At 50.4% G+C, this 22,534-nt stretch carries 18 protein-coding genes and 1 pseudogene; 5 read left to right on the forward strand and 14 right to left on the reverse strand.

From position 1 onward, the window contains the following. Positions 1–10 precede the first annotated feature (10 nt). Positions 11–3,106, reverse strand: a complete 3,096-nt coding sequence (locus G556_RS10835) for an ATP-dependent DNA helicase (RefSeq protein ID WP_036916270.1) — start codon at positions 3,104–3,106, stop codon at positions 11–13. After that, entirely contained in the window at positions 3,103–6,024 is a 2,922-nt protein-coding gene (locus tag G556_RS0109050; protein WP_081675574.1) for an ATP-dependent helicase, read from the reverse strand. The genes G556_RS10835 and G556_RS0109050 overlap by 4 nt, the downstream gene beginning before the upstream one ends. A gap of 121 nt (positions 6,025–6,145) precedes the next feature. On the opposite strand from G556_RS0109050, the gene G556_RS0109055 reads away from it, so the two are divergent. Further along, entirely contained in the window at positions 6,146–6,352 is a 207-nt protein-coding gene (locus G556_RS0109055; RefSeq protein WP_016456190.1) for a cold-shock protein, read from the forward strand. Positions 6,353–6,409: 57 nt separating this feature from the next. Further along, the gene (locus G556_RS0109060) at positions 6,410–6,631 is read left to right on the forward strand and encodes a DUF3107 domain-containing protein (RefSeq protein ID WP_016456191.1); all 222 of its coding nucleotides are present in this window, start codon (positions 6,410–6,412) and stop codon (positions 6,629–6,631) included. Positions 6,632–6,643: 12 nt separating this feature from the next. Here G556_RS0109060 and G556_RS0109065 read toward each other — a convergent pair whose 3' ends face one another. Further along, entirely contained in the window at positions 6,644–7,273 is a 630-nt protein-coding gene (locus tag G556_RS0109065) for a ferritin-like fold-containing protein (protein WP_028822551.1), read from the reverse strand. A gap of 104 nt (positions 7,274–7,377) precedes the next feature. Here G556_RS0109065 and G556_RS0109070 point away from each other — a divergent pair, with 104 nt between their 5' ends. Continuing rightward, a complete protein-coding gene (locus G556_RS0109070; protein WP_028822552.1) occupies positions 7,378–8,751 on the forward strand; it encodes a DEAD/DEAH box helicase in 1,374 nt (457 codons plus the stop codon). On the opposite strand, the gene G556_RS0109075 is transcribed toward G556_RS0109070, so the two are convergent. The 7 genes and pseudogenes from G556_RS0109075 to G556_RS11910 all read right to left on the reverse strand — a co-directional run. Next, the gene (locus G556_RS0109075) at positions 8,748–9,710 is read right to left on the reverse strand and encodes a diaminopimelate dehydrogenase (RefSeq protein WP_028822553.1); all 963 of its coding nucleotides are present in this window, start codon (positions 9,708–9,710) and stop codon (positions 8,748–8,750) included. The two genes, G556_RS0109070 and G556_RS0109075, sit on opposite strands and share 4 nt — an antisense overlap. 20 nt (positions 9,711–9,730) lie before the next feature. After that, the gene (locus G556_RS0109080) at positions 9,731–10,897 is read right to left on the reverse strand and encodes an MFS transporter (RefSeq protein WP_028822554.1); all 1,167 of its coding nucleotides are present in this window, start codon (positions 10,895–10,897) and stop codon (positions 9,731–9,733) included. Next, positions 10,894–11,793: a 2-dehydropantoate 2-reductase gene (locus G556_RS0109085; RefSeq protein WP_028822555.1), complete on the reverse strand. Its 900-nt coding sequence runs from the start codon at positions 11,791–11,793 to the stop codon at positions 10,894–10,896. The genes G556_RS0109080 and G556_RS0109085 overlap by 4 nt, the downstream gene beginning before the upstream one ends. Positions 11,794–11,840: 47 nt before the next feature. Then, positions 11,841–12,992, reverse strand: coding sequence for a tryptophan--tRNA ligase (gene trpS, locus G556_RS0109090; protein ID WP_231477445.1), 1,152 nt, complete (start codon positions 12,990–12,992; stop codon positions 11,841–11,843). 1 nt (position 12,993) lies between these two features. Continuing rightward, positions 12,994–13,851 (reverse strand): PHP domain-containing protein, encoded by an 858-nt coding sequence (locus G556_RS0109095; RefSeq protein ID WP_028822557.1) that lies wholly within the window; start codon positions 13,849–13,851, stop codon positions 12,994–12,996. Further along, the gene (locus tag G556_RS0109100) at positions 13,851–15,260 is read right to left on the reverse strand and encodes a hypothetical protein (protein WP_338048840.1); all 1,410 of its coding nucleotides are present in this window, start codon (positions 15,258–15,260) and stop codon (positions 13,851–13,853) included. Before G556_RS0109100 ends, G556_RS0109095 begins: the two co-directional genes overlap by 1 nt. Before the next feature lie 18 nt (positions 15,261–15,278). Further along, positions 15,279–15,572: pseudogene (locus G556_RS11910) on the reverse strand (hypothetical protein); the annotation flags it as partial. Positions 15,573–15,640: 68 nt separating this feature from the next. Here G556_RS11910 and G556_RS0109105 point away from each other — a divergent pair. Next, complete coding sequence (locus tag G556_RS0109105) at positions 15,641–16,105, forward strand: DUF2505 domain-containing protein (protein WP_081636657.1); 465 nt, start codon at positions 15,641–15,643, stop codon at positions 16,103–16,105. Here G556_RS0109105 and G556_RS0109110 read toward each other — a convergent pair. From G556_RS0109110 to G556_RS11495, 4 genes are all read right to left on the reverse strand, one after another. Beyond that, positions 16,102–16,554 carry a DUF6912 family protein gene (locus G556_RS0109110; RefSeq protein WP_024110594.1) on the reverse strand — a complete coding sequence of 151 codons (453 nt, stop codon included), beginning with the start codon at positions 16,552–16,554 and terminating at the stop codon, positions 16,102–16,104. The genes G556_RS0109105 and G556_RS0109110 overlap by 4 nt on opposite strands. A 111-nt stretch (positions 16,555–16,665) precedes the next feature. Further along, complete coding sequence (secA, locus tag G556_RS10840) at positions 16,666–19,389, reverse strand: preprotein translocase subunit SecA (RefSeq protein WP_211219456.1); 2,724 nt, start codon at positions 19,387–19,389, stop codon at positions 16,666–16,668. A 147-nt stretch (positions 19,390–19,536) separates the two neighbouring features. Continuing rightward, the gene (gene hpf / locus G556_RS0109120; RefSeq protein ID WP_016456203.1) at positions 19,537–20,181 is read right to left on the reverse strand and encodes a ribosome hibernation-promoting factor, HPF/YfiA family; all 645 of its coding nucleotides are present in this window, start codon (positions 20,179–20,181) and stop codon (positions 19,537–19,539) included. Between the two features lie 79 nt (positions 20,182–20,260). After that, positions 20,261–20,929, reverse strand: a complete 669-nt coding sequence (locus G556_RS11495; RefSeq protein WP_162139779.1) for a ComF family protein — start codon at positions 20,927–20,929, stop codon at positions 20,261–20,263. 121 nt (positions 20,930–21,050) lie between these two features. Between G556_RS11495 and G556_RS10845 the strand changes: the two genes are divergently transcribed. Continuing rightward, on the forward strand, positions 21,051–22,502 hold the full coding sequence (locus G556_RS10845) for a polarized growth protein Scy-related protein (protein ID WP_036916272.1): 1,452 nt from the start codon (positions 21,051–21,053) through the stop codon (positions 22,500–22,502). The last annotated feature ends 32 nt before the right edge of the window (positions 22,503–22,534 follow it).

The raw sequence follows: 22,534 nt of genomic DNA on the forward strand, positions 1-22,534 counted from the left end.
CTGGCAAGGTTTAATTAATTTCTGGTAGCTGCGGGCGCTCGATTTTTTTCGAAGCAACGTGATAGAAAACTGCGTCAATTCTACCTTCGGGAACACCTGTCATGTCAGACCATGCCGCCCGGTAAAGACTTAGCTGCATCGGTTCTCCAGGAGAATCAAAAGTCTTCCAGTCGACCACCTGATAATCAAAATCCGGTTCTTCTGAGGGGAAAACCGCGTCGATCCGTCCCCTAATCTGCTGGCCATTTTTCTTCACTAGGACGAAGCCAGCTTCGATGGCTACTGGAACCCTGTCCGCGTAAGGCCCGTTTTCGAAATCATGTAACAGTTTTTGGAATCGTTGTTCGGAAAAATCGTTTTCCGAAACAACGAAATCTTCATAATCTTCATCGAACGGTTTTGATAGACCGAATCTTTTTTCTAGCCATTCATGAAACCTGGTTCCAACCGAAGACATCTTGTTAACTTTTCGCGGCATTGGCCTTGTAATGTCTGCCCAGAATTTTTCAGGATCTTTCTCGTAAAGAATGCTCTGGCTAGCAGAGATAGATTTCGGCATCACCTTTCGCATTGCTCCTTTTCGATTTTCGAGGGCTTCCTCCAGAAGCATTTTCACGGAATCAGACCAGGAATCAGCGATTATTTGTTCATCAAAATTGAGTTGAATCGTTTGATCCTCTTCCCACTCACTTACGGCTAACGCGACTTCCTGCTGCTCTAATGCTTCTGAATCGTCTAATGGAGGCGGCCAAGCACTCGAGCCTTGATCAGACGAGAGTGGATCTTCTTCAGTTAGTTCAGCGATACTCATCTTGCCTGCTATGGGTTGGCGATCTTCAAATGACGTGATGACCTTTTCAAAATACTCAGATGGTTGTTTCGGAGATTTTCCACCGTTCCACTGACTGCATGTAAGCACGAGCCTATTTTTTGCTCTCGATGCGGCGACGTATGCTAACCGGTCCTCTGAATACATAGTCTTTTGTTTCAACTCATCCGCGAATTCGCCAAGTTCTTCTCGAGATAGACCGTTCAGTTGAGGTATCCATTCCGCGTCCCTACGCAGCGGTCCCGGTATCTCGACCGGATTTTTAACCCAGTTATCTGTGACTCTGGAAGAAGGAAAAGTTCCGTCTACAAGGCGAGGAATGAAAACCACGTCCCATTCAAGGCCCTTAGCCTTGTGCATAGTCAGTAGCTTCACAGAATCTTCTTCAGAGACCGCAGCTTGCTCCAGGCCATCGCCGTTCTCGATCTCAGAGTTAAGCCATGCAACGAGGCCGCTCAGATTCGATTTCTGATCGTTTAACGCAAACGAGTTAATCTCGTCGGTGAGCTTTCTGAGCTGCAAGGATTGCGCCTTACTTAATCTGGCTTCCGAAGAAAGTCCCATCTTATTTATGACCCTGCCAACCAGATCTACGACATGCTCATCTTTGTATCTCAACAAGTAATTAAAGACGCCGAGGAAATTCCTTAACCGCTCGAGCCCTTCTGAAGAAATTTTGTCTCCCGCAGACTCGCTTAGCTCAACTACTCGGTCCAGAAGACACAGCTCTTTCTTCCTACGACCGAGCTCGGCCAATTCGGCTGGCCCTAGACGCCATCTCAACCCCGTTAGCAAACGAGCAGCAGCAGGATCGTCGGTTACGTCATTGAGCAGACGCAACATATCTACCAAATCACTGATTCCGGGCAACACCAAAAGTCCGTTTAGACCGACCAGCTCGGTTGGAATCTGTGCCTGATCCAAGTTCTTAAAGATCTGCGCAACTGAGGAATTGTCTCTGAGCAGAATTGCTATATCACTCCAACTAGCTACTTCCCCTGATTCGTAGCAGTCCCTGATCTGCTCAACAACCCAAGATGCCTCTTCGGGCCATGAGACAAAGCTGTGGGCTTCTACTACACCCATGACGCGTGGGTCTGATTTGCTCAAAGACTCCCCTGAGACATCGGGAGGCGTGAGATAGATGCTTATCTGGTTATTCTCCTCGTCAAATGCCTGCGGAAGGTTTTCTCCTCTAAGCGGTTGCGCATAAGCGTTAGCGACCTTGAGAATATCGGGCTTACTGCGCCTGTTTACCTGGAGAGTGTAGATAGATGCTGGTTTTCCAGCCACACAAAAATCTTGCGGAAACTTCAAGATATTACTGGGGGATGCTCCCCGCCACTCATAAATTGCCTGGTACGGATCCCCGACCGCAGTTACTGCATGCCCGCCATGTTGCGGATCAACGAATAGGCCAGTTAATAGTTTTGCCTGTGCGCTAGATGTGTCTTGGTATTCATCAAGAAGTACTACTTTGAATGTATCGCGTAGTCTTTTTCCGATCACCGGAGCTTCTTCTACCATCTTTGCCGCGGTAGCCATCTGATCATAGAACTCTGTTAGCCGTCTATTGGACTTAAGTTCCTGATATTTTTCGGCTAAGCGAAGTAATTCCAGTCTCTCTAACGCTGTTGCCTTTGCATCTCTAATATGAGCAAAAACCTTCTTTTGCCTGTTCAACGGCTCCTGGTCAAGCTCTTTGATGAATTCTTCGGAAAATTCTCGAATCTCTGAATAACTCAATAGATTGGATTCAACATTTTCGGATAAGTTGATCAATCTTTCTATAATCGTCGACGGATTTATCCTCTTCAAATATTCGAAATCACATGATGAATCATTAACGATTTCAGATGCTGTTAAGAAGCTTTGCCCCCTAGTCAGCAGCCTTGAATCAGAATCTATTCCTGCGTGGAATCCAAACTCTCTCACCAACCAGGCAGCGAAAGAATCATAAGTCGCGATAAAAGGCTCATTGCTTGCCACTGTCTCCGCAGAATTCTCGAAACCGGCATTTTTCAAAGATGCGCTGATCCGGTCGCTAAGCTCGGCCGTAGCTTTCCTGGTAAAGGTAAGGCCGAGAACTTCTCCTGGCGCGACTTGCCCAGTGGCAACCAGCCAAACGACGCGCGCTGCCATAACTGTGGTTTTCCCGGTGCCCGCTCCAGCAATAATTACGTTAGGGCTCAGGGGTGCCGTTATAGCTTTTAGCTGTTCATCGCTAAATGGAATGCCTAGGGCTTCGCAGAGTTCGGCTTCACTGACTATTTTCATCGCGATTCCTTCCCTGACATAACCGGGCAATCAACTGAAAAAACGCATGTCCTGCACAGATCGCATTTGACCGCATCGAAATTGTCTCGCTGGATTATTGACACGGCCTGTTCTAAAAGTTCGTGCACCCACGTTTCGCTTTCGGTTTGTTGATCTTTCAGTTTTGGACGGGAATCAAGTGATGGCTGAGTTAAGACTTTCGGCAGTGTCCCAGACCTATCTTTATCGCTCAGGTAGACAAGGTGGGCATCGGCCAGAGCATTGCTCTGTGCGATATCCTCAAATGCTCCCAGCTTCGCAGCAAGTTGATAAATGCCAAGCTGCACATGAGACTCTGCTTCTTTTTTGGACGGAACGCTATTTCCAGTCTTGAAATCGATAATCCGAAGATTATTATCACGGTCTTTTTCTAATCTGTCGACGACACCAACTAGCTTCACTTCTTCACCCGAAACATGGGTCGTGACCTCAAAGCGCTTCTCAGTGCCGACTAACTCAAAATCATCCTCTTCGATCCAGGCTTTTAGACGTTGCACCATTAACTGAGCCTTCTGGTACTGAGCATTCGAGTACCATTCAACTTCAGGGGCAATTTTTGGCCAGGTCTCAGAAAGAATTTTTTCAAGACCAGAAAGATCCAGATCGTCCGCTTTGGCGGCTAGCTCGTGTATCAGCATTCCCAAGCTGGATGAAAACTCATTACTCGGGTTTGCATTAGCTTTTCTAGTAAGCAGCCACCGTCTCGGGCATTTGATCAATACTTCGACATCGCTTCCACTAAGCCGAATGGGGGCACCTTTTTTGAAAACACACCGATCCTGACCAGATATGGGCAGTATTCCCCACCAATTCTGGGGATCAGCAACCTCAACAAGCGGATTCCCGAAACTATCTTTTGCGTCTTTTAGTTCAACGAGCTTCGAGATAGCCACCTTTCTCAGACCTTCGGATATTGATCTATCGCTCACCGCGGTTCTGAGAAGGGCAACCATGCCGGGCAGACTATTCACTTCTTCGGCCTTGTGACGCTCCACATCAACGCCCAGTTCGTACAAAAATCTTGATTCTTTAGCGCCTGAACCGTCATCTCCGTTTGCAGCCACAAGATAAAGCTGTTCGCTTGCTCTAGTAATCGATAAGAGGTAGGCCCTGCGCTCAGCAGCAACTTGCTCTGCCGCGCTCATCGCGTCATCGAAAATTTTGACTTGCGGCGCAGTCCTCGGCCACTGGCCGTCTTGCAGCCCAGTTACTACCACCAAACGCCATTGACGGCCGACAGCCCTGTGTGTGGTCAACACGGAAACGCCTTCCCTGGCATGATCGGATTCGCGAGTGGTATCGGCGGCGATCTGCTGACTATCTAACTCGTCCAAAAATTGTGAAACTGCCTTTTCACCGCTCAAATGCGATCTTTCGGCAAGATCGAAAAGAGCGATTACTGCGTCTAAGTCTCGATTAGCCCGTTGAGAATCTTCGTCGTTACGAAGAGCAGCAGATCTTAGCTGAATCGGCCAATCAGTATGAGTCCAAATTCGCCACAAAAGGTTTGACAGATCTTGGCCTTCTTCGATCATTTTCGCCAATTGGGAAAGCAGTTCGTCAACAGGAGTCACCTGCTTTGAGAAGTCCTCTTCCTGACGCAAAAGTTTTCGTGCCTCAATCGTGTCGACCGAACCGATCGGACTGGTTAAGAGCCAGAAACGATCTTCATCTCGAAGTTTCTGCCCACGCATCAGATCCAAGGCCAGACGTAGGGAGAAAATAAGTGGACGAACCGCTAATTCTTGGCCAAGAGCCAGTTCGTCTCCCCTAGCAATAACCGGTATCCCAGCTGAAGTGAAGGCTCGAGAAAGACGACTGATTTCTGATCGCCCTTCCCTGATGATCACAGCCATTTCGTCCCAAGCAATCCCGTTTTTCGCATGCGCCTGTCTTAAGATTCCGGCAATTTCGTCGTATATGAAATTTTCATTATCAATTGTTATGGCTCGCACAACGCCGGAATCATCTTTTTCTGAAACGACATAGTCACTAGGTCGGACCCCGCCACGATAAGGCAATTTTGCTGCGACGCTTTTCGCAGCCAGGGCGATCTTCGAATCAGAACGAAAATTCTTCACCAATTCGATTCTTTTAAAGTCGCTACTGAAAATTTTCCCGAAATCGCTGATGGCCCTGGGATAGGCGCCGCGAAACCCGAAAACACTCGTATCTGGATTAGCGAATGCGATTATCTGTGAACCGGCAGCGTGTAAATCGGATAACAGCCTGATTTGGGATTCGTCCAATTCGGAGAAATCGTCTACGAAGACGGCAGATATCTCCCCCGCCAGAATCTGGGCTGCACCATCAGCAAGAATCAGCCGGACACGGTGAATAAGTTCTGAGTAATCAAGCGCGCCCTCGCTATCGAGCACATCAAGATACTCGGAGAAAAATCTGCCTACGCTTCGATCAAGTTCGCTCCCTGCCATTAGATCCTCGGGGTCGAGGCCGCGATGCCGAAGCTCAGAGAGTTTATCTCGTAATTGCCTGGTGAACGTCTTAGTTTTAACACCGGGTCTTAGCCACTGTGGCCAGTTTTCGATAGGAAAGTTGGCCAACAGCTCGCGAAGTCTGAATTCTTGCTGTGGAGCAGTAAGCATCACGGGGACTTTATCCGACTCTGGCGTGAATCTTTCAAGCACACTTCTTGCCCAAGCATGCATAGTCATGATTTTCGGACTGCCTTGGGTCCGACCTATCTTGTCCAAGATTTGAGTCCGTAGTTCCTGAGCAAGCGACCTTGATGCGGCAAAGATCAGAAGATTGGTGAGCCCTTCTCCGGATATAACACGCGTAGAAACACCATCTATCAGCATCGTAGTCTTACCGCTGCCTGCCGCCCCTACAACCAAGGTCGCCTTTGAAAACTGCATAGTTTCATTCAATCAGGTCGCACTGACATTTTTAACGACCACTTAGGCCTCCCCAGTTAGGTTGAGGCAACCAAGTCACATAAGATTAAAGCGCCAACGACACTATTGAATGGAGAAAGTCATGGCTAACGGAATCGTTAAGTGGTTCAATGCAGACAAAGGTTTCGGTTTTATCAGCGTGGAGGGCTCCTCAGAAGATGTATTCGTACACTTCAGCGCGATTGAGGCGGACGGGTTCCGCAAACTAGATGAAGGACAGAAGGTAGAATTCGATATCGTCAGCGGCCCAAAGGGGAACCAGGCTGATCACGTAAAAATTGTAGATTAATAACCACGCTGACCTTATTGGGTTTTTCTACTTGCATGATCTTGTAGATTTGAACTCGTGGATATCAAAATTGGCGTAACTCAAATTGCTCGAGAGCTAGAAATAGAAACTGAGTTGACCTCCGAGCAGATCATCGAAAAGATTCAGGAATCTCGCAACAGCGGCAACCCGTTAGTCCTTGATGGATCTAACGGCAGGCGGCTGGTCGTTCCGGTAGAAAAAATCGGATACATAGACATGGGTGCCCAGAATCAACGCCCGGTAGGTTTCGGCGTTTAAAAATTTAATAGATTAGGCCCGCAACCCAAGATGCCTCATCCTGGAGCGGGCTTTTTCTAACAGTTGATCCATCAGATTACTCACGCCAGCAATGTCGGCTAAACCATCGTCCTTAGTTCCACTAAGGATGTTGCTTAGCTCCTGATCGGCAGCAGCGAGGCTCTGTACGGTCAGAGTTAGTTCCGAGATAACTCGACGGCCGTACAACGACAAAACGTCAACCGCTCCTTCGTCGTCGAGAGAACTAACTACCTTCGAACTAGCGAAATCGTGGCTACGCCAAAGTTGCGTGCTAACTTTCAAGGCATCTTTGTCTTTGTTGGATAAATTTTGCTCAACGGCTTTCACCAGATCCGCCATAAATCCGACGACCAGGCACACCCTCAGCATTGCCTCGACATCATCCTTAGGATCTGTGAGCCTACCGAACTCATTTATAGGACCAGCTATCGGTTCAAACCTCGCCTTCATGGTTTTTAACGTGCCCGCGTGTTCAGCGAATCGAGCGAAGTGTCCTGCACCGAGAGTGTTCAGTCGGAGCCTATCCTCTAGTTCGCCTGCCCTTGCAGCACGAGAAACTAGTTCTTCGTGCAGACAAAGATTGGCGTAGGACATCAGGCTCACCAGTTTGTTTTCGCTCACAGATAAAAGTTTAACGGGAAAATGAGCGTATTTACCGAGGCGCGCAGACAGCGGTTAGGCATGTTATAGGAAGTATCTGAAGTTTACGAGTAGCATCGTTAGTGATGAATGAAAGCAAAACTACTAAAGAATATGAGGACAAAGACTCGAAGACCTTCGCTTCTTTGGGCATCAATCCTCTCCTTTGCGAGGCTCTTGCAGAGCAAAACATTAATGAACCCTTCCCGATTCAGGAAATGGCCATTCCGATCGCTCTTAGCGGTTCCGACCTGATTGGTCAGGCACGGACCGGAACGGGTAAGACTCTCGCCTTCGGGCTACCGTTGCTGCAGCGAATTATTCTTCCAGGCAATGAAGGCTTCGATGAGTTCGAGCATTACGGTAAGCCGCAGGCTTTAGTCATGGCCCCCACCCGCGAGCTTGCACAGCAGGTCTCTGGAGATCTTAGTTCTGCAGCTCGAAAGACCGGAGCCAAGTTCGTGACTATCTACGGTGGCGTTTCATACGATGAGCAACTAGCCCAGCTTAAAAAAGGTGTAGACGTCGTAGTGGGCACTCCCGGACGACTACTTGACCTGGCTAACCAGCGGGCGCTCGATTTATCGCACGTGCGAATTCTCGTGTTAGACGAGGCAGACGAGATGCTCGATCTAGGGTTCTTGCCCGACGTCGAGAACCTGACAGACCGAACTCCCAACGATAGGCAGTCGCTTCTTTTCTCTGCGACGATGCCCGCCGCAATCATGGCTCTGGTCCGTTCCAGACTGCATAATCCGGTACACATCCGCGCTGAGGGACAAGACGCACAGGCGACCGTGCCCGACATCAAACAGCTGATTTATCAGGCGCACGAACTAGATAAGCCAGAGATGATTGGCAAAATGCTCCAGGCCCCGAACGTCGGCAAAGTGATGATTTTCACTCACACCAAGCGTTCGGCGCAGAGGCTGACCGACGAATTAGTTGATAGAGGCTTCAACGCCCGTACGATCCACGGGGACCTTAACCAGTCACAGCGTGAACGTACCCTTAAGAAGTTCCGCAACAACCAGACGAAGATCCTTGTTTGCACAGATGTTGCAGCCCGCGGAATCGACGTCAGTGATGTCACTCACGTTGTCAACTTTGAGGTTCCGGACGACGCAAAGGAATACGTCCACAGGATTGGTCGCACCGGACGCGCTGGCGCATCCGGCTTCGCAGTGACACTTGTCGATTGGCAGGACGTGACTCGCTGGAACGTAATCAACAAATCTCTGGGAATGGATCTTGCAGACCCTCCCGAGACTTACTCGACCAGCGAAAACTTCTTGAACGACCTGCAGATCCCCAAGGGCACCAAGGGACGCCTCAAGAAGTCATCCGATGAGGACGACAAGAAGCCGGCTGAGAAGAAGACTCGGAACGCCAAGCCGCGCCCCAAGAGGACGCGGCGGCGTACCAAGAACGGAAAAGTTGTTCGCGAACGAAGCAACTAAACGTTTTTAGAAATCAATTCGCTAAGCGGTGCTGGGTGGATCAAGTAAGGAGCCACCTCCAGCACCGTTTTCGCACCACTGACACCCTGCACTTTCATCCGTACCGCGGCACGTCCGTATGCAACAGCAACAGCGGCGGTGAAGTCGGCGTTTTTTTCAAGCTTCAGGCTGTACTCGATGGTGTCTTGGGTGCCGTTTGCCTGGCCAGTCGTGATCACATATCCGCCGTGTGGCATCCCTGCGTGATCTCGGTCGAACTCTTCAGAAGAGATGAAATTGATCTCTACCTCGTAGCCAACGAAATAATCGGGCATCTCCCTGATCTCTTTTTCGATGCGGGCGTGTTCGCTCTCATCAGCAACAACGAAACATTGACGCTTGTGAGCCTGCTGACCAGTCAAACCTTGAGCGTTGCCCTGGCGAGCCTTATCTAACGCGCCCTCGTCCGGCAAAGTGTACTGGACTGCTTTCTGCACCCCGTCGATCCGACGCAATGCGTCAGAGTGTCCCTGAGATACCCCCGGCCCCCAGAAGGTGTGCTGATCGGAGTTCGGCAATACTGCCGAGGCGTATACCCTATTCAGGCTAAACATGCCCGGGTCCCAGCCGGTGGAGACGATAGAAACGTTGCCAGAGGCCTTTGCTATCTCGTCCATCTGCTCGTAGTGCTTAGCTACATAGTGGTGATTATCGTACGTGTCTACGGTGCAGGCCAGCCTTGCGAATTTCTCAGACATTTCCGGAATATCAGTAGCGCTTCCAAGGCATAGGTAAAAGACGTCAATATTTTCGGAATGTTTCTCCACGTCGGCTACATTGAAAACAGGGCTACCGGTATCAAGGCTGTCGCGTCGGGAGAAAATTCCGTAGAGGTCAATGTCAGAACTCGAGGCAATAACTTTCTCAGCGCTCTTTCCGAGATTTCCGTACCCTACGATTGCTGCAGATATCTTTCTCATCAGATGTCCTCTCAAAAAAATCAACGAACAGATTGTATTCGAGTTTTTCCTGCAAGCGCTACAATGACCAAACCTGAAACGAGCATTAATGACATGGCCGCACGCAATGAAGTAGCTTGCGAAATGAGACCAACAATTGGCGGATTAAGAAGCAGCCCGATTCTTAGCATCCAGCTCGCGACGGTGATGCCGAAGCCTTCCGGGAGACCAGGAATTCTACCGGCCGAAGCATAGGCAGTCGGAACCACTGTGGCGCAGCCGTAGCCTGCAAATAGATAGCCCAACATGACGGTCCAGGTAGTTGGGAATCCGACAACTAGAACTCCACCTACGCAAATTGCTAAACCACCAACCAGCAGAATTCTTCTTCGCCCATACTTATCGATTAGCAGGTCGCCCAAGATCCTGCCTACGAACTGCGCTCCGATGATGGCGGTATATCCCAGTCCAGCTATACCGATTGGTGCGCTTACCTCTCGTATCAAATAAAGGATGGACCACCCGCTCCCGAGATCTTCGATCACCACACCAGCGATGGCTAAAACGCCCAGAGCTAGAAGAGTCACAAGCACCGGCCGTGGCAACCGGAATTTAAGCTTTTGCTCAGGATTCTGATTAGAGCTGACGCTGAAGCCCTCAGGTATTTTTGCCATTTTGCAGGCAAAGAATGCCACAATAGCCAGGGCCAAAGCTACGACACTCAGATGTACTCCGCGGCCTATACCCAATCCTGCACAAGCAGATCCCATAAGGGAGCCGAGGGCAGCTCCCAAGCTCCATAAGGCGTGCAACGAATTCATTATCGAACGGTCGTTGTAATCTTCTACGCGCACTCCGTGGACGTTCTGAGCGGAATCGACGATTGCGTCCAGAAAACCAAAAGACGCGAAAGCTAACGCGAGGACTATGAGGTTTGAAGCCCACCCAATTAGTGCAGCGCTTGCGCACAGCAAAAACGTCCCGCAAAGTCCGGTATTTATCGCTCCGAAACGCTTTAGCAGCTGCACCGTGACGCTTACAGCCAGCAAGGAGCCAACAGAGATCAAGGCGATCATAAAGCCATAGGCGCTGTCGCCAAGGAGAAAGTCTCGTTTTATCTCTGGCAGCCTAGGAACGATGTTTGTGAAAATCGCTCCATTGGTGAAGAAGAAAAGCGATATTCCTATCCGTGCTTTGACCGGGCTCATTTTGCGATTCGTTTTAACGTTTCATATGCAAGGTCATGGATAGGCACGTCTACTCCCGACTCCCCAGCTAATCGCACTACAGCACCCGGCTGGCCTTCGAATTCGCTTGGCACACCTGTCAATAGGTCTCGTTGCAGGCTGGATGTCGAATCTTTTGGCTGCGCATCGAGGAATTTCATTATCTGGTCTAGGGAAGCATCGGGGACGTCCACTCCCCTAGCAGTAGCTAAATTCAGCACCTCTGAAACTGCAGCACCTAAGCTGCACCGAAGTTCTTTCCGGAGGAATCCGATCGGTTTTTGCGTCATAGCACCCAAAACACCGAATGGCTCCACGAAAGCAAACTTAAGCCATACGTCCAACCACTCATTGTCGAATCTCGGCACCGGAATACCAGCAGACTTTGCGGCCTGAACTAACCGCTCAGATCTGCCGGATTGGCTGCCATCCCATTCACCGAAAGATAGCGAGCCTGGTCCCCCTCTATGGGATATAACGCCGGGCTGATCCGCATTGGCAAAAACTCTTGCAACACCAGGCATAATATGGTTTTCACCAATTTCGGTGGCGACAATCGAAGGCGCTTCAACTCCATTTTGGAGTGTGACTACGCCCGTTTCTTTCCCGACTAACGGCTTCAGATGCCTCAACGCGTCAGGCAGCTGATGAAGCTTAGGAGTGCAAAATACGTAATCTACCTCACCGATTTCGTCAGCATCAGTTGTGGCAAAGACATCTAAATGTAGCTCGGTATCACCAATAACCCTCAGACCATTGTTCCGAATCGCATCAACAGTGCGCTGTCTAGCTATTAGGGCAACTTCATTTCCGGCTGCGAACAGTTTGGCGCCATAAAAACCGCCTAGCCCGCCAGCTCCGATCATCGCAAAACGCATGCTTCAACTTTAATTCAGAGCTGGCGGAAGGCTAATTTAGACGTTTTCTAGTAGTAAATCATCTGCATGGCAGAGCGAACCTCGTTGAGTGTCTTGTTGCCAACCTCGTTCGCGACCTCGTTACCGTCTGCAAGGATCTTCTCTAGATAACCGTGATCTGCCACCAATTCTGCCCTGCGGGCACGAATCGGAGCGAAGTACTCGTTGACGGACTCGGTAACCAGCTTCTTCAGCTGGCCGGCTCCGCCATCGCCGATTTCCTCAGCAATTGCTACGGGATCTTGATCAGCGCATAGCGCAGCCAAATTAACCAGATTAGATACCTCAGGACGGTTCTTCGGGTCGAAAGTGATGTGACGTTCGGAATCGGTGACGGCCTTCTTGATCCGTTTAGCGGTCTCGTCAGAGCTCATGCCGATCTCAATCGTGTTTCCATGAGACTTGCTCATCTTTTTACCGTCGAGACCGAGAATGCTTGAAGCCCCGCTCAGCAAAGCCTCCGGAGACGGAAATACTGGCTTGTCTTTATCAACACGACCGTAACGCTCATCAAATCTACGAGCGATCACGCGAGCCTGTTCCAGGTGAGGCAACTGGTCTTTGCCTACAGGCACCAAATTTGCCTTGCAAAACAGGATGTCTGCCGCCTGATGGACCGGATAGGTGAGCAAAAGACCGCTCATCGGACGACCGCCAGTCGCCTCGTGTTCAGACTTCACAGTTGGGTTGCGGTAGAGCTCCGAGTCTGTGACGACAGACAAGAAAGGAAGCATCAACTGGTTAAGAGCCGGCACTGCAGAGTGCGTGAAGATAGTGCTCTTGTCAGGGTCGATCCCGACTGCTATGTAGTTAGCAAGCGCCGAGTAGACACGGTCCTTGATAGGGCCGACGCCATCGCGGTCTGTAATAACCTGGTAATCAGCAATCAGTACAAAGCTCTCGACACCCGCGTTTTGAAGACGCACGCGATTAGCGAGCGAACCAAAATAGTGCCCAATGTGCAGCTCACCGGTTGGCCTGTCGCCCGTTAGCATTCGGTATTTTTCAGGATTAACTGAGAGGTCGTCCTCAATTGCCTTGCTGCGAGACAAGCTAGCCTGTAAAGAAGCCTCAGAAGTCGAATCAGCCAGGTTTTTTTCCACGCTATCTTCGGTAATTGGCTCTTTGTTATCTTTGTACTGATCTGTCATGGCAATCATTCTAGAGCACAGAGATTTTTCCGCCATGACTGCGGATTCGAGTCACCAACCCCTGCAGAGCGCTATGCCTTGTGGTCTCGCTGCCTAAGGCGTGACCGATCTTGCCGGTGCCGTGATAGTCGCTTCCACCAGTGCGCATCAGGCCAAGTCGATGCCCGAGTTGCCAAAGAAGATCCCTGCTCACGTTATCTTGGTCCGGGTGGTCGACCTCTATCCCGTCCAAGCCATTTTCCAGCGTCAATTTTTCGATGAGTTCGGTACTGATATTTTCACCTCTGCCCTTAATAAGTGGGTGAGCCAAAACAGCTGCCCCGCCAGCAGAATGGACAAGATCAATAGCCTTTTCGACAGGAATTTCGTAGCGTCCCACGTAAGCGGGTTTGCCGTAGGCGAGATACTTTTCAAAGGCCTCATTGCGATGCTTCACATAGCCCGCTGTGACCATTGCGTCGGCCACATGGGGCCTACCTATAGAATTGCCTGCTGCCTTTTCCTGAACGTCCTCAACTGAGATCTTTATACCCTCTTCGGTTAGCTTTGAAACGATCTGAGGGATGCGCTCTTGGCGGCTTTTCAGGCACTTGCTTAACTCTCCGAGCAAATCAGCATTGTGAATGTCAGTACCGTAGCCAAGCAGGTGAACCGAATCTTCTCCCGAGCAAGCACTTATTTCAATTCCGGGGATGACTCTGACGCCAATGCGCCTGCCCATCTCCATGGCCTCGGATAAACCGTCGAAAGTGTCATGATCGCAAAGTGCTACAACGCCGACACCGGCTTTCTGCGCATTAGCAACAAGCATGGTTGGCGTGTCGGTGCCATCGGAAAACGTTGAGTGTGTATGTAAGTCGATTTTCATCATTGTCCCCCAGTAACATTTTCGAACCTGAAGCTTGCCTCTAACGCAGACATAAATTTTTGCCTGTCGCCATAAGGCCACTCTTCGATTCTAGAGACTCCTGCGGGCAGGCTCAGCCCGAAGTCATAGACAACCGCCGGTTTTCCTCTCAATTTCACCTTGAACGGAAATTCATCGACGATATCGACGCCAAACCCAACTAGTTCAGGGACTAATTCGGAGAGCTTCATTTCGGCACCGACACGGAATATCTTCAACCGGAAGTCGACACCGTTTTGTGGAGGGATTGGCTGATAAATTAGCAGGCCTAAATCATCGGAATTTTGTATTTTGTTAAACTCCGCCAAATCTGTCACCGCTTCCAACGGCGTGTATGCCTCTTTATAGGCATCTGAGAAATCAATCCCCCTAGCGGATGAGGGGAATCTTTCCGCGATCTCAGCAAACCGATCCGACCAGCTTCTAGTTGCGTGCTTAATAGAATTTTCTAGTCTTGTCGGATCTACATGAGGTAGTTGTCTGCCCTCTTCGACTCGCAGGCTTATGTAAACGCGAGCTAGAACGGATTCGCTAACCAAAAGGCTCCACTCAACTTCTTTAGCTCCTGTTGCAGCCTTCAGCACTTCGATCATCTTTTCTCGAACCGTCGTGTTATAACGGTCCCGAGGAAAGTAAATGACGGCAGTCAGCATCCGCCCCCAGCGCCCTCTACGCAAGAACATTCTTAGCTCTCTGCGCTCCTCCGGTTGTCCCACCTGAGCCAAGATCGGATACAGTTCTTTCGGAGTTGCCCTAAGCAGTTCCTCGCGAGGGAAAGTCTCCATCGCTGCGAGCAGACTCCTCCCGGCGAAAGACTCTGGGTCGTATTTCAGTTCCTCCATCATCTTGTTGGACTTTTGCGCGAGCAACGGCACATTAAAAATTGACTCCGAGTACGCCGTGGAAGTCAGGAGCCCCAAGAACCTGTGTTCTCCTATGACCTTTCCCTGAGAAAAGATCCTTACCCCAAAGTAATCGAGGTATCCCCCTCGCCTGATCCTTGACCGTTCTGAATCCTTAGTTACGATCAATTCCTCGGGATCTTCGCCGGGAAGTAGCGAAGCATGGAAACGCCTTGTAGCTCTAACCACATCGTTGAGAATTCCCAATCCGTTCGATCTTGGCCAGAAAGCCCCAGTGTCAGTAATTCGATAAGTCTGGGAGCCTACAGGCAGAAAATGGCTCGGGTCAGAAAGCCAAATCAGCATCTGCCTGGTCGTTTCCTGCTGCGCAGACTCAGCAACCTGACGAATGTTTTCGCGCATCTGTTCCATGTCGTTGCTGACGATGGTTAGATCGTCCAGAGCCAATTTGAGCTTGCGCTCTAACCCAGGGAGAGTTTCATCGGTAGGCACGCCTAGGGGGCTCAAGAGATCTAGCCTTACCCAGGATTCCCGACTGGCTTTCTCGGCGTTCTTACCAAACGCAGTTATTAGACCTTTTTCGTTACGCGTCACCCAAGGCCGAGGATGCGATAGTCCTCTATTTAAAAAACCTAGGCTGTTGGCAATCTGCAGTATCGTCTCCACGATAAAAGGGCGGTCTGCTGTTATCACTTGGACTGTAACATGGGCACTAGCGTCTAAGCTGCCTTGGCGAACTCTGATGAGAGTTTGGTCTGGCTGGCGCGCAATTTCTTCGAATTCGGCAAGATCTTCCGGAAATCGAGTCTCGCTAGGCATTAAGGAATCTCCTGAGTTGATCAGACGCGTTGATTAGTACCTGCTGCCTGAAATGGCATCATGTATGTATGCGAATTACATCACGTCACGAATTTGCTGCAAGCTCACAGGCCGTCTACGCAATGCTAAGGGATAAAAATTTCCTAAGTAAGGTAGCCGAAATGGCAGGAGCAGATAGCTCTGAAGTCACCGAAGACGATTCAGAAGTCACCCTGAGAGCAGGCATTGCTGCCCCAAGTAAAGCGCAAAAATTCGTAGGGCAAAGCATCAACCTCAAGATGGTCGCTACCTGGAGCGATCTAATCGACGGTAGAGCAGAAGCAGATCTATCTTCCACCGTGGAAAACATGCCCGCCACTTTAACGGGTAAAGCTCTCCTAAGAGGAAACGAGAAACTCACAGTTGTCGATTATGAATGCGACTTCACGGTAAGCGTTCCACTTCTGAGCAAAAAAATCGAGGAAACTGCTTCACCTTACGTTATGAGAGTGATCGATAAACAGCAGGAAGTCGGAAAAGAGTGGCTCAGCTAAATTTCGCTGAGCGTGTGCCAGGCCAAATCATGACTAGACATAAATTCCTGCGCGGCTTGCCAGGCATCGTCGAGTTCTAGACCGGCCATTTCCTCTAGCAGACTTCTAGGGGCTTCCTGGTCATCGGAAAACCAAGAGACGACCGCTTTAGCCGAAATATTAGAAACGGTTACTCCCCCGTTTTCTGCTTCTGACCCTTCGGAAAGTTTTGCTTTCGAAGCGTCGATAACCGCTATCAGTCTCTCACCGTATTTGGCCAGCGCCCAGACGCCAGCCACCTGCAAGGCAGCTAACTCTGCTTCTTCTTGAGACTCTTTGTAGTCGCCGATTCCGAAGGTATCTTTCAAGGGTCCGTTCGCTACAAAAGCCTGAACCGCGCCATTGAGGCTCCCCGAATCAGAAAGTTCATCCAGTTGGGCACGGCTGACAGGCACGAAAACTAAATCCACACATATAGTTTTCCACAATTTCTAAAAACCCGAGGTCCGGATAGCCAAGTAACAAAACAAGTGGCCAGCCGACTACTTCCGGTCGACTGGCCACATCATTGCTTTGGTCAGCTAGCCACGATTACGGCCGTGGCACTTTTTGTACTTCTTTCCAGAACCACAAGGGCATGGATCATTACGTCCTACCTGGTCTGCCTCGGTTGAAACAACCTGCCTATTAGATTCTTCTTCAGAACCATCCTCAGAAGGCGCCGAGTATCGCAAATGTTCGTTCTTCTTGGCAGGAGCCTGCTGTGCCTCGGCTTTTTCATCTGAGGAGCTTTCCTCAGCCACAGCAGCTTCATTCTCTTGATTCTGCTTAACGAGACCATCCAGCGGCTGGTTCAACAAGAACTGAACGACCTCAGCGTAGAAGCCTTCACGCATCTGGTCGAACATGAGTGCGCCTTCGCGTTGGTACTCGACGAGTGGATCGCGCTGAGCCATCGCCCTAAGACCGATGCCTTCACGCAGGTAATCCATCTCGTAGAGGTGCTCACGCCACTTTCTATCAAGGACGAAAAGCCAAACCGTACGCTCGAAGTCTCGCATGTTTTCTTCGCCGAGAAGAGCCTCGCGTTCCTTGTAGACGCGACGCGCATCTTCGCGGAAAGCCTCAACCAGTTCGTCAGCGTCATCGACTTCTTCGAAGTTTTCTTTGACCAGACCAACAGGGTAAAGCTGGTTCATCGCCTGCCACAGACCGTCGATGTCCCAATCATCTGCGAAGCCCTGCGTGTAGCGCTCGATGCCTGCGCCGATGATTTTGTCGGTGACCTCTTCTAGGGTGTCCGACAATTCTGCACCAGCGAGAACCTTGCGGCGATCGCCGTAGATGGCGTGCCTCTGACGGTTCATGACGTCGTCGTAGCGAAGAACATTCTTACGAATTTCGAAGTTCTGGGCTTCCAGTTGCTTCTGAGCGCTCTCGATTGCCCTGGAAATCATCTTCATCTCAATGGGCTCATCATCCGGCACATTCAGACGAAGTAACGCGTTTTCAACAGCGTCAGGCTTGAACAAACGCAGCAGATCGTCTTGCAAGCTCAAGAAGAAGCGGCTCTCACCCGGGTCACCCTGACGGCCAGAACGTCCGCGCAGCTGGTTATCGATTCGCCTGGACTCGTGACGCTCAGAACCGATTACGACAAGACCACCGAGCTCCACGACCTCGTCGTGTTCTGCCTCAACCTGCTTCTCGAGAACAGGAAGAAGCTCTCGCATCGCTGCTTCGTATTCTTCCGCATCCTCGACGGGATCCAAGCCACGCTCTTTAAGCTTCTCGGTAGCAATGAATTCGGGGTTACCGCCAAGCATGATGTCAGTACCACGGCCGGCCATGTTCGTGGCTACAGTAACAGCACCCTTCCTACCGGCTTCAGCGACAATTGCAGCCTCACGCTTGTGGTGCTTAGCATTCAAAACCTGGTGCGCAATGCCAGCAATTTTCAGACGACGGGATAGCTCCTCCGACTTATTGACTGATGCAGTACCGAGAAGAATCGGCTGGCCAGTATCGTGAATCCGCTTGACGAGCTTCACGATCGCGTTGTACTTGGCGTCCTCTGTCCGATAGATCTTGTCGTCATAATCCTTGCGGATCATCTCTTTGTTGGTTGGAATGACCAGGACACCCAGACCATAAATCTTCTGGAACTCGGACTCTTCAGTCTTTGCAGTACCCGTCATGCCCGAAAGCTTTGTATACATGCGGAAGTAATTCTGAAGCGTAATCGTCGCCAAGGTCTGATACTCATCCTTGATTTCGACGTGTTCCTTAGCCTCTAGAGCCTGGTGCAAACCTTCGTTGTAGCGACGCCCCTCGAGGGTACGACCGGTGTGCTCATCGACGATCAAAACCTCGTTGTTCGACACGACGTAGTCTTTGTCGCGGTGGAAGAGTTCCTTAGCCCTGATTGCGTTGTTCAGGTAACCGATAAGCGGCGTGTTAGCCGACTCGTAAAGGTTGTCGATGCCGAGCATGTCCTCGGTCTTCTCGATTCCTGGTGCGAGAATAGCGATCGTGCGCTTCTTCTCATCAACCTCATAGTCTTCATCGCGAGTCAAACGGAGAGCGAGATTCGCGAAAGCCGGATACCACTGCTTGTTTTCGGTGGCAGGGCCAGAAATGATCAACGGCGTTCGGGCCTCATCGATCAGAATCGAGTCGACCTCATCCACGATCGCGAAGTAGTGGCCGCGCTGAACCAGATCTTCTGGGGTCATGGCCATGTTGTCACGAAGGTAGTCAAAGCCGAACTCGTTGTTAGTTCCGTACGTGATGTCTGCGTTGTATGCGACTCGACGCTCAGCAGGGGTCATGTTCGAGAGGATCACGCCCACGGTCAGACCAAGGAAATGGTGAACACGTCCCATCTGTTCGGACTGGTATTCGGCAAGGTAATCGTTAACGGTAACGACGTGCACGCCCTTACCAGTAAGTGCGTTCAAGTAGCTAGGCATCAGCGCGACGATAGTTTTACCTTCACCGGTCTTCATCTCGGCGATGTTGCACATGTGAAGGGCTGCACCACCCATTAGCTGTACGTCGAATGGGCGTTTACCCAGAACTCGCTTACATGCCTCACGGACAGTCGCGAACGCTTCGATCAGAATGTCATCTAAAGTTTCGCCTTCCTCAAGACGCTTCTTGAATTCAGCGGTCTGGCCACGAAGTTCTTCATCGCTCATAGCGATGTAGTCATCTTCGATGCTGGTGACCTGGTTGGCGATCTTTTCGAGCTTTTTGAGCACTCGACCTTCGCCGAAGTTAAGTAGGCGATCTATAACGCTCACGTGTTATCCCCTGTTATTAATAGTATTTCAACATAACGATAGTATCCGAACAGCATGATCGGCCAACCTTATTGGCTGGCCGATCATGCAACCTGTTTCGATCAGTGTGTAACTACGTCATGATTCACTAGTCTTAATGGACTCAGACTAAGAGTTTGCCTTAGTTACGGAACCATCAACGTTTAGATGAATAACGCCGTAATTGTAAGCCTTACGACGGTAAACGACACTTGGCTGCAGCGTCTGCTCATCTACGTACAAGAAGAAGTCGTGGCCGACCAGTTCCATCTCGTCCAAGGCCTGCTCTAGAGTCAATGGCTGAGTATCGAAAACCTTCTCTCGAACGACGAGTGGGCCATCTCCGGTTACCTCTATGCCGGCAACAGTCTTTGTTTCCGGTTCGTTGGAGATTTCTTCTTCTGGCTTTTTCAGTAGCCCCAGATCTAGAGGTACTGTGGCCAGGCTTCTTGCTTCGCGGAGTCCACGATTGTGCTTACGCCTGTCCGCCGCCCTTCTAAGCTGGGTCATCAACTTATCTTCTGCGCGATCCATTGCGGTGCGCTTGTCTGCTGCCTGAGCGGAGGCACGGATAACCGGACCCTTTCCTCTGAGGGTAATCTCGCAGCGAATATCATCTTCGGGGTCGCCCTTGGCGGGATGCGCCGTGAATTCAACCTCGACTCGGATCACACGATCTTTCAACTTGCTGATCGAATCGGTTAATCGCTCACTTATCTGCTCACGAAGTTCGTCCGTAATTGTGCAGTGACGTCCAGTGATGGTGACTTCCATGTCATCCTCCTAGGTAGTGGCGGACTAATTAGTGGCTTTAAACCGCTTAATTAGAAGTTACCGCTTTGTTAACAATTTTTCATGGAAAATTTGGTAGTCGTAAACCCGTAGATGCAATAGTCACAGCCTGTTCACAAGAAATTTTTGCATCTCCAAGAGCACGTTTAGCTTCCCTCAGTGTGGCCCCAGTAGTAACGACATCATCGAAAAGAAGCACGGGCATGTTAAAACCTGAACGTGCTCTCATCGTGTTTTTCTGAGCTGATGAACGGCTACTTTTATTACGTCCGATCTGGTCTCCCGCAGCCCGGCATCGTTCTAACAAACGCAAAGCTTTGCAACCAGTTATCGAAGAAATTTCTTTCGCCAACGAATATGTATGGTCGTAGCCGCGTCTTCGCACAGCTGCTGGATCTGAGGGGATCGGACAGAAGATCGCGCTTTTATCTATTTCTAGCTTCTCCGCGACGAGCCTTGCCAGCGGTTTCTTCAACCAAAATCCAGACCGATTCTTATGCACCAAAATCAGTCGATTAACAGGCTCCTTATATTCGCAAGCAGCGCTCACACTCAGATCACCAAGCAGATTCCTATTAATCACGGGCTGGGCGAAAGCGTTAGCTAGGCACTCATGGCAGATTCCTAACCCGGGCAATCCGCATCCGGGACACGCAGAACCTAAAAATAGATCTGCGGCACCTTCCAAAATATTCTTTACAAGACACAATGCTCGTTCTGATTGACTCACATGTTCATCTTTGTTGTAAAAAACCAAAATGTTCCCTGGAAGAACATCGGTTATTTATTTTTTCACCAGGTGCGCGGCAAGTATCTCAGGCAAATTCGCAGGTCTCCCTATAATTAAGCGCATGGCGACTAACGATGAGCAGCCCAATTACGAAGTCTCGGAAGAAACCGACATGACCGGGCTCAACTTGTTCGATGAGCGAGCCAGCGCCGCTGGCAGCTTTCCACACGCGATGCTTGGATACGACCGCACCGCAGTTGACACCTATGTCAGGGATGTAGAACAACAAGTCTCGACACTGCGTCAGCTGACTCGACATCTACGTCGAGAGCTTTCGATCACGCAGTCTTCTCAGGGTGAAACCGACTTCAGCCGGCTAGGCGCTCACGCCACTTCGATTCTTCGTTCCGCTGAAACCCAGGCCGAAGATCTTGTTGCAAAGGCTGGATTAGAAGCAGAGCGAATTCGTGAAGAGGGACGCCGCAACGCTTCAGACCTCAGGGCTAACGCGCAAAGTGAGGCAGACGACATTCGGGTTTCCACCGCGGAAGATCTTCGCAAGACCCGAGAAAAATTAGATGCCGATGTTCAAGCAGCTCGAGAAAGCGCTCAAGTCGAATCGGCCAGCATTGTCACCGCTGCGCGTCAGCAGGCCGAAACGATCGTCTCTGAGGCAAATCACAAAGCGCATCTGGCTCTGACAGAGGCCAAGGCAACGGCTAGACAGCTAACCGCCGCAGCCGAGCAAGAAGCGGCTCAAAAAACTTTAGAAACCGAAGCGGCTGCTTCCACTACTCTTAGTGATGCCGAAGCAACAGCCAACAGAACCCTGCAGCAGGTCAGGACGGTTGCCGATTCGATGCTTGCTGAAGCAGAAAATAATGCTCACAAAACTCTTAGCCTCGCCGATCAAGAAGCAAAAAAGACCGTTTCTCAGGCACGAGCTAACGCAGACGCGATCATGGCTACCGCCGATAACGATGCACAGAGCAGGTTAGCAACGGCAAAGGAAGAAGCCTCTAAGACCCTAGCCGAAGCCCATCAGGCAGCAAGCGAACAATTAGCCAAAGCTAACGAAGGAGCCTCCAGCATTAAGGAAGAGGTCGAGAAGATCCTTTCAGATGCTCGTCAACAGGCAGAGAAAGCCACTGCTATTGTCGTCGAGCATACAGAACAGGCAGCAGCTATTAGAGCCGATGCGATCAAGGAAGCCGATGAGGCCCGTGCACGTGCAGCTAGCGAGAGCGAGGCGCAGTTAGCTTCGGCTCATCGCCAATCTGCGATGCTTCGTGAGCGTCTCGAGCAACAATTTGAATGGCGCAAGGAACAGCTGCAGCGAGAGATAAACGTTTTGATTGGCAGGAAGAAGTCGATCATTGGTCAGCTCGAAGCACTGCAACAGGTTGGTCTCGAATCGCTCAATGACTTCCCCGACGATGATCCGTTCCCCGAGGTCGAACTACCCGATCGACCTGCAGACGACGAAAAATGGCTAGCAGATGGCCAGCCTGAGCAGACTCTCGTAGTCGACGACGAGAAAACAAAAATTTTGAAAACCGACAAGAAGAAATAACACATAAATATTTTGGCTGGCCATGTTGGCCA

Source organism: Propionimicrobium lymphophilum DSM 4903, assembly GCF_000423485.1.
Lineage (GTDB): Bacteria > Actinomycetota > Actinomycetes > Propionibacteriales > Propionibacteriaceae > Propionimicrobium > Propionimicrobium lymphophilum.

Bases quoted from the DNA above. Each gene is read 5' to 3' on its own strand.
- G556_RS10835 (WP_036916270.1), bottom strand. From the start codon at position 3,106: ATGAAAATAGTCAGTGAAGCCGAACTCTGCGAAGCCCTAGGCATTCCA.
- G556_RS0109050 (WP_081675574.1), bottom strand. From the start codon at position 6,024: ATGCAGTTTTCAAAGGCGACCTTGGTTGTAGGGGCGGCAGGCAGCGGT.
- G556_RS0109055 (WP_016456190.1), top strand. From the start codon at position 6,146: ATGGCTAACGGAATCGTTAAGTGGTTCAATGCAGACAAAGGTTTCGGT.
- G556_RS0109070 (WP_028822552.1), top strand. From the start codon at position 7,378: ATGAATGAAAGCAAAACTACTAAAGAATATGAGGACAAAGACTCGAAG.
- G556_RS0109075 (WP_028822553.1), bottom strand. From the start codon at position 9,710: ATGAGAAAGATATCTGCAGCAATCGTAGGGTACGGAAATCTCGGAAAG.
- G556_RS0109080 (WP_028822554.1), bottom strand. From the start codon at position 10,897: ATGAGCCCGGTCAAAGCACGGATAGGAATATCGCTTTTCTTCTTCACC.
- G556_RS0109085 (WP_028822555.1), bottom strand. From the start codon at position 11,793: ATGCGTTTTGCGATGATCGGAGCTGGCGGGCTAGGCGGTTTTTATGGC.
- trpS (WP_231477445.1), bottom strand. From the start codon at position 12,992: ATGATTGCCATGACAGATCAGTACAAAGATAACAAAGAGCCAATTACC.
- G556_RS0109095 (WP_028822557.1), bottom strand. From the start codon at position 13,851: ATGAAAATCGACTTACATACACACTCAACGTTTTCCGATGGCACCGAC.
- G556_RS0109105 (WP_081636657.1), top strand. From the start codon at position 15,641: ATGCGAATTACATCACGTCACGAATTTGCTGCAAGCTCACAGGCCGTC.
- hpf (WP_016456203.1), bottom strand. From the start codon at position 20,181: ATGGAAGTCACCATCACTGGACGTCACTGCACAATTACGGACGAACTT.
- G556_RS10845 (WP_036916272.1), top strand. From the start codon at position 21,051: ATGGCGACTAACGATGAGCAGCCCAATTACGAAGTCTCGGAAGAAACC.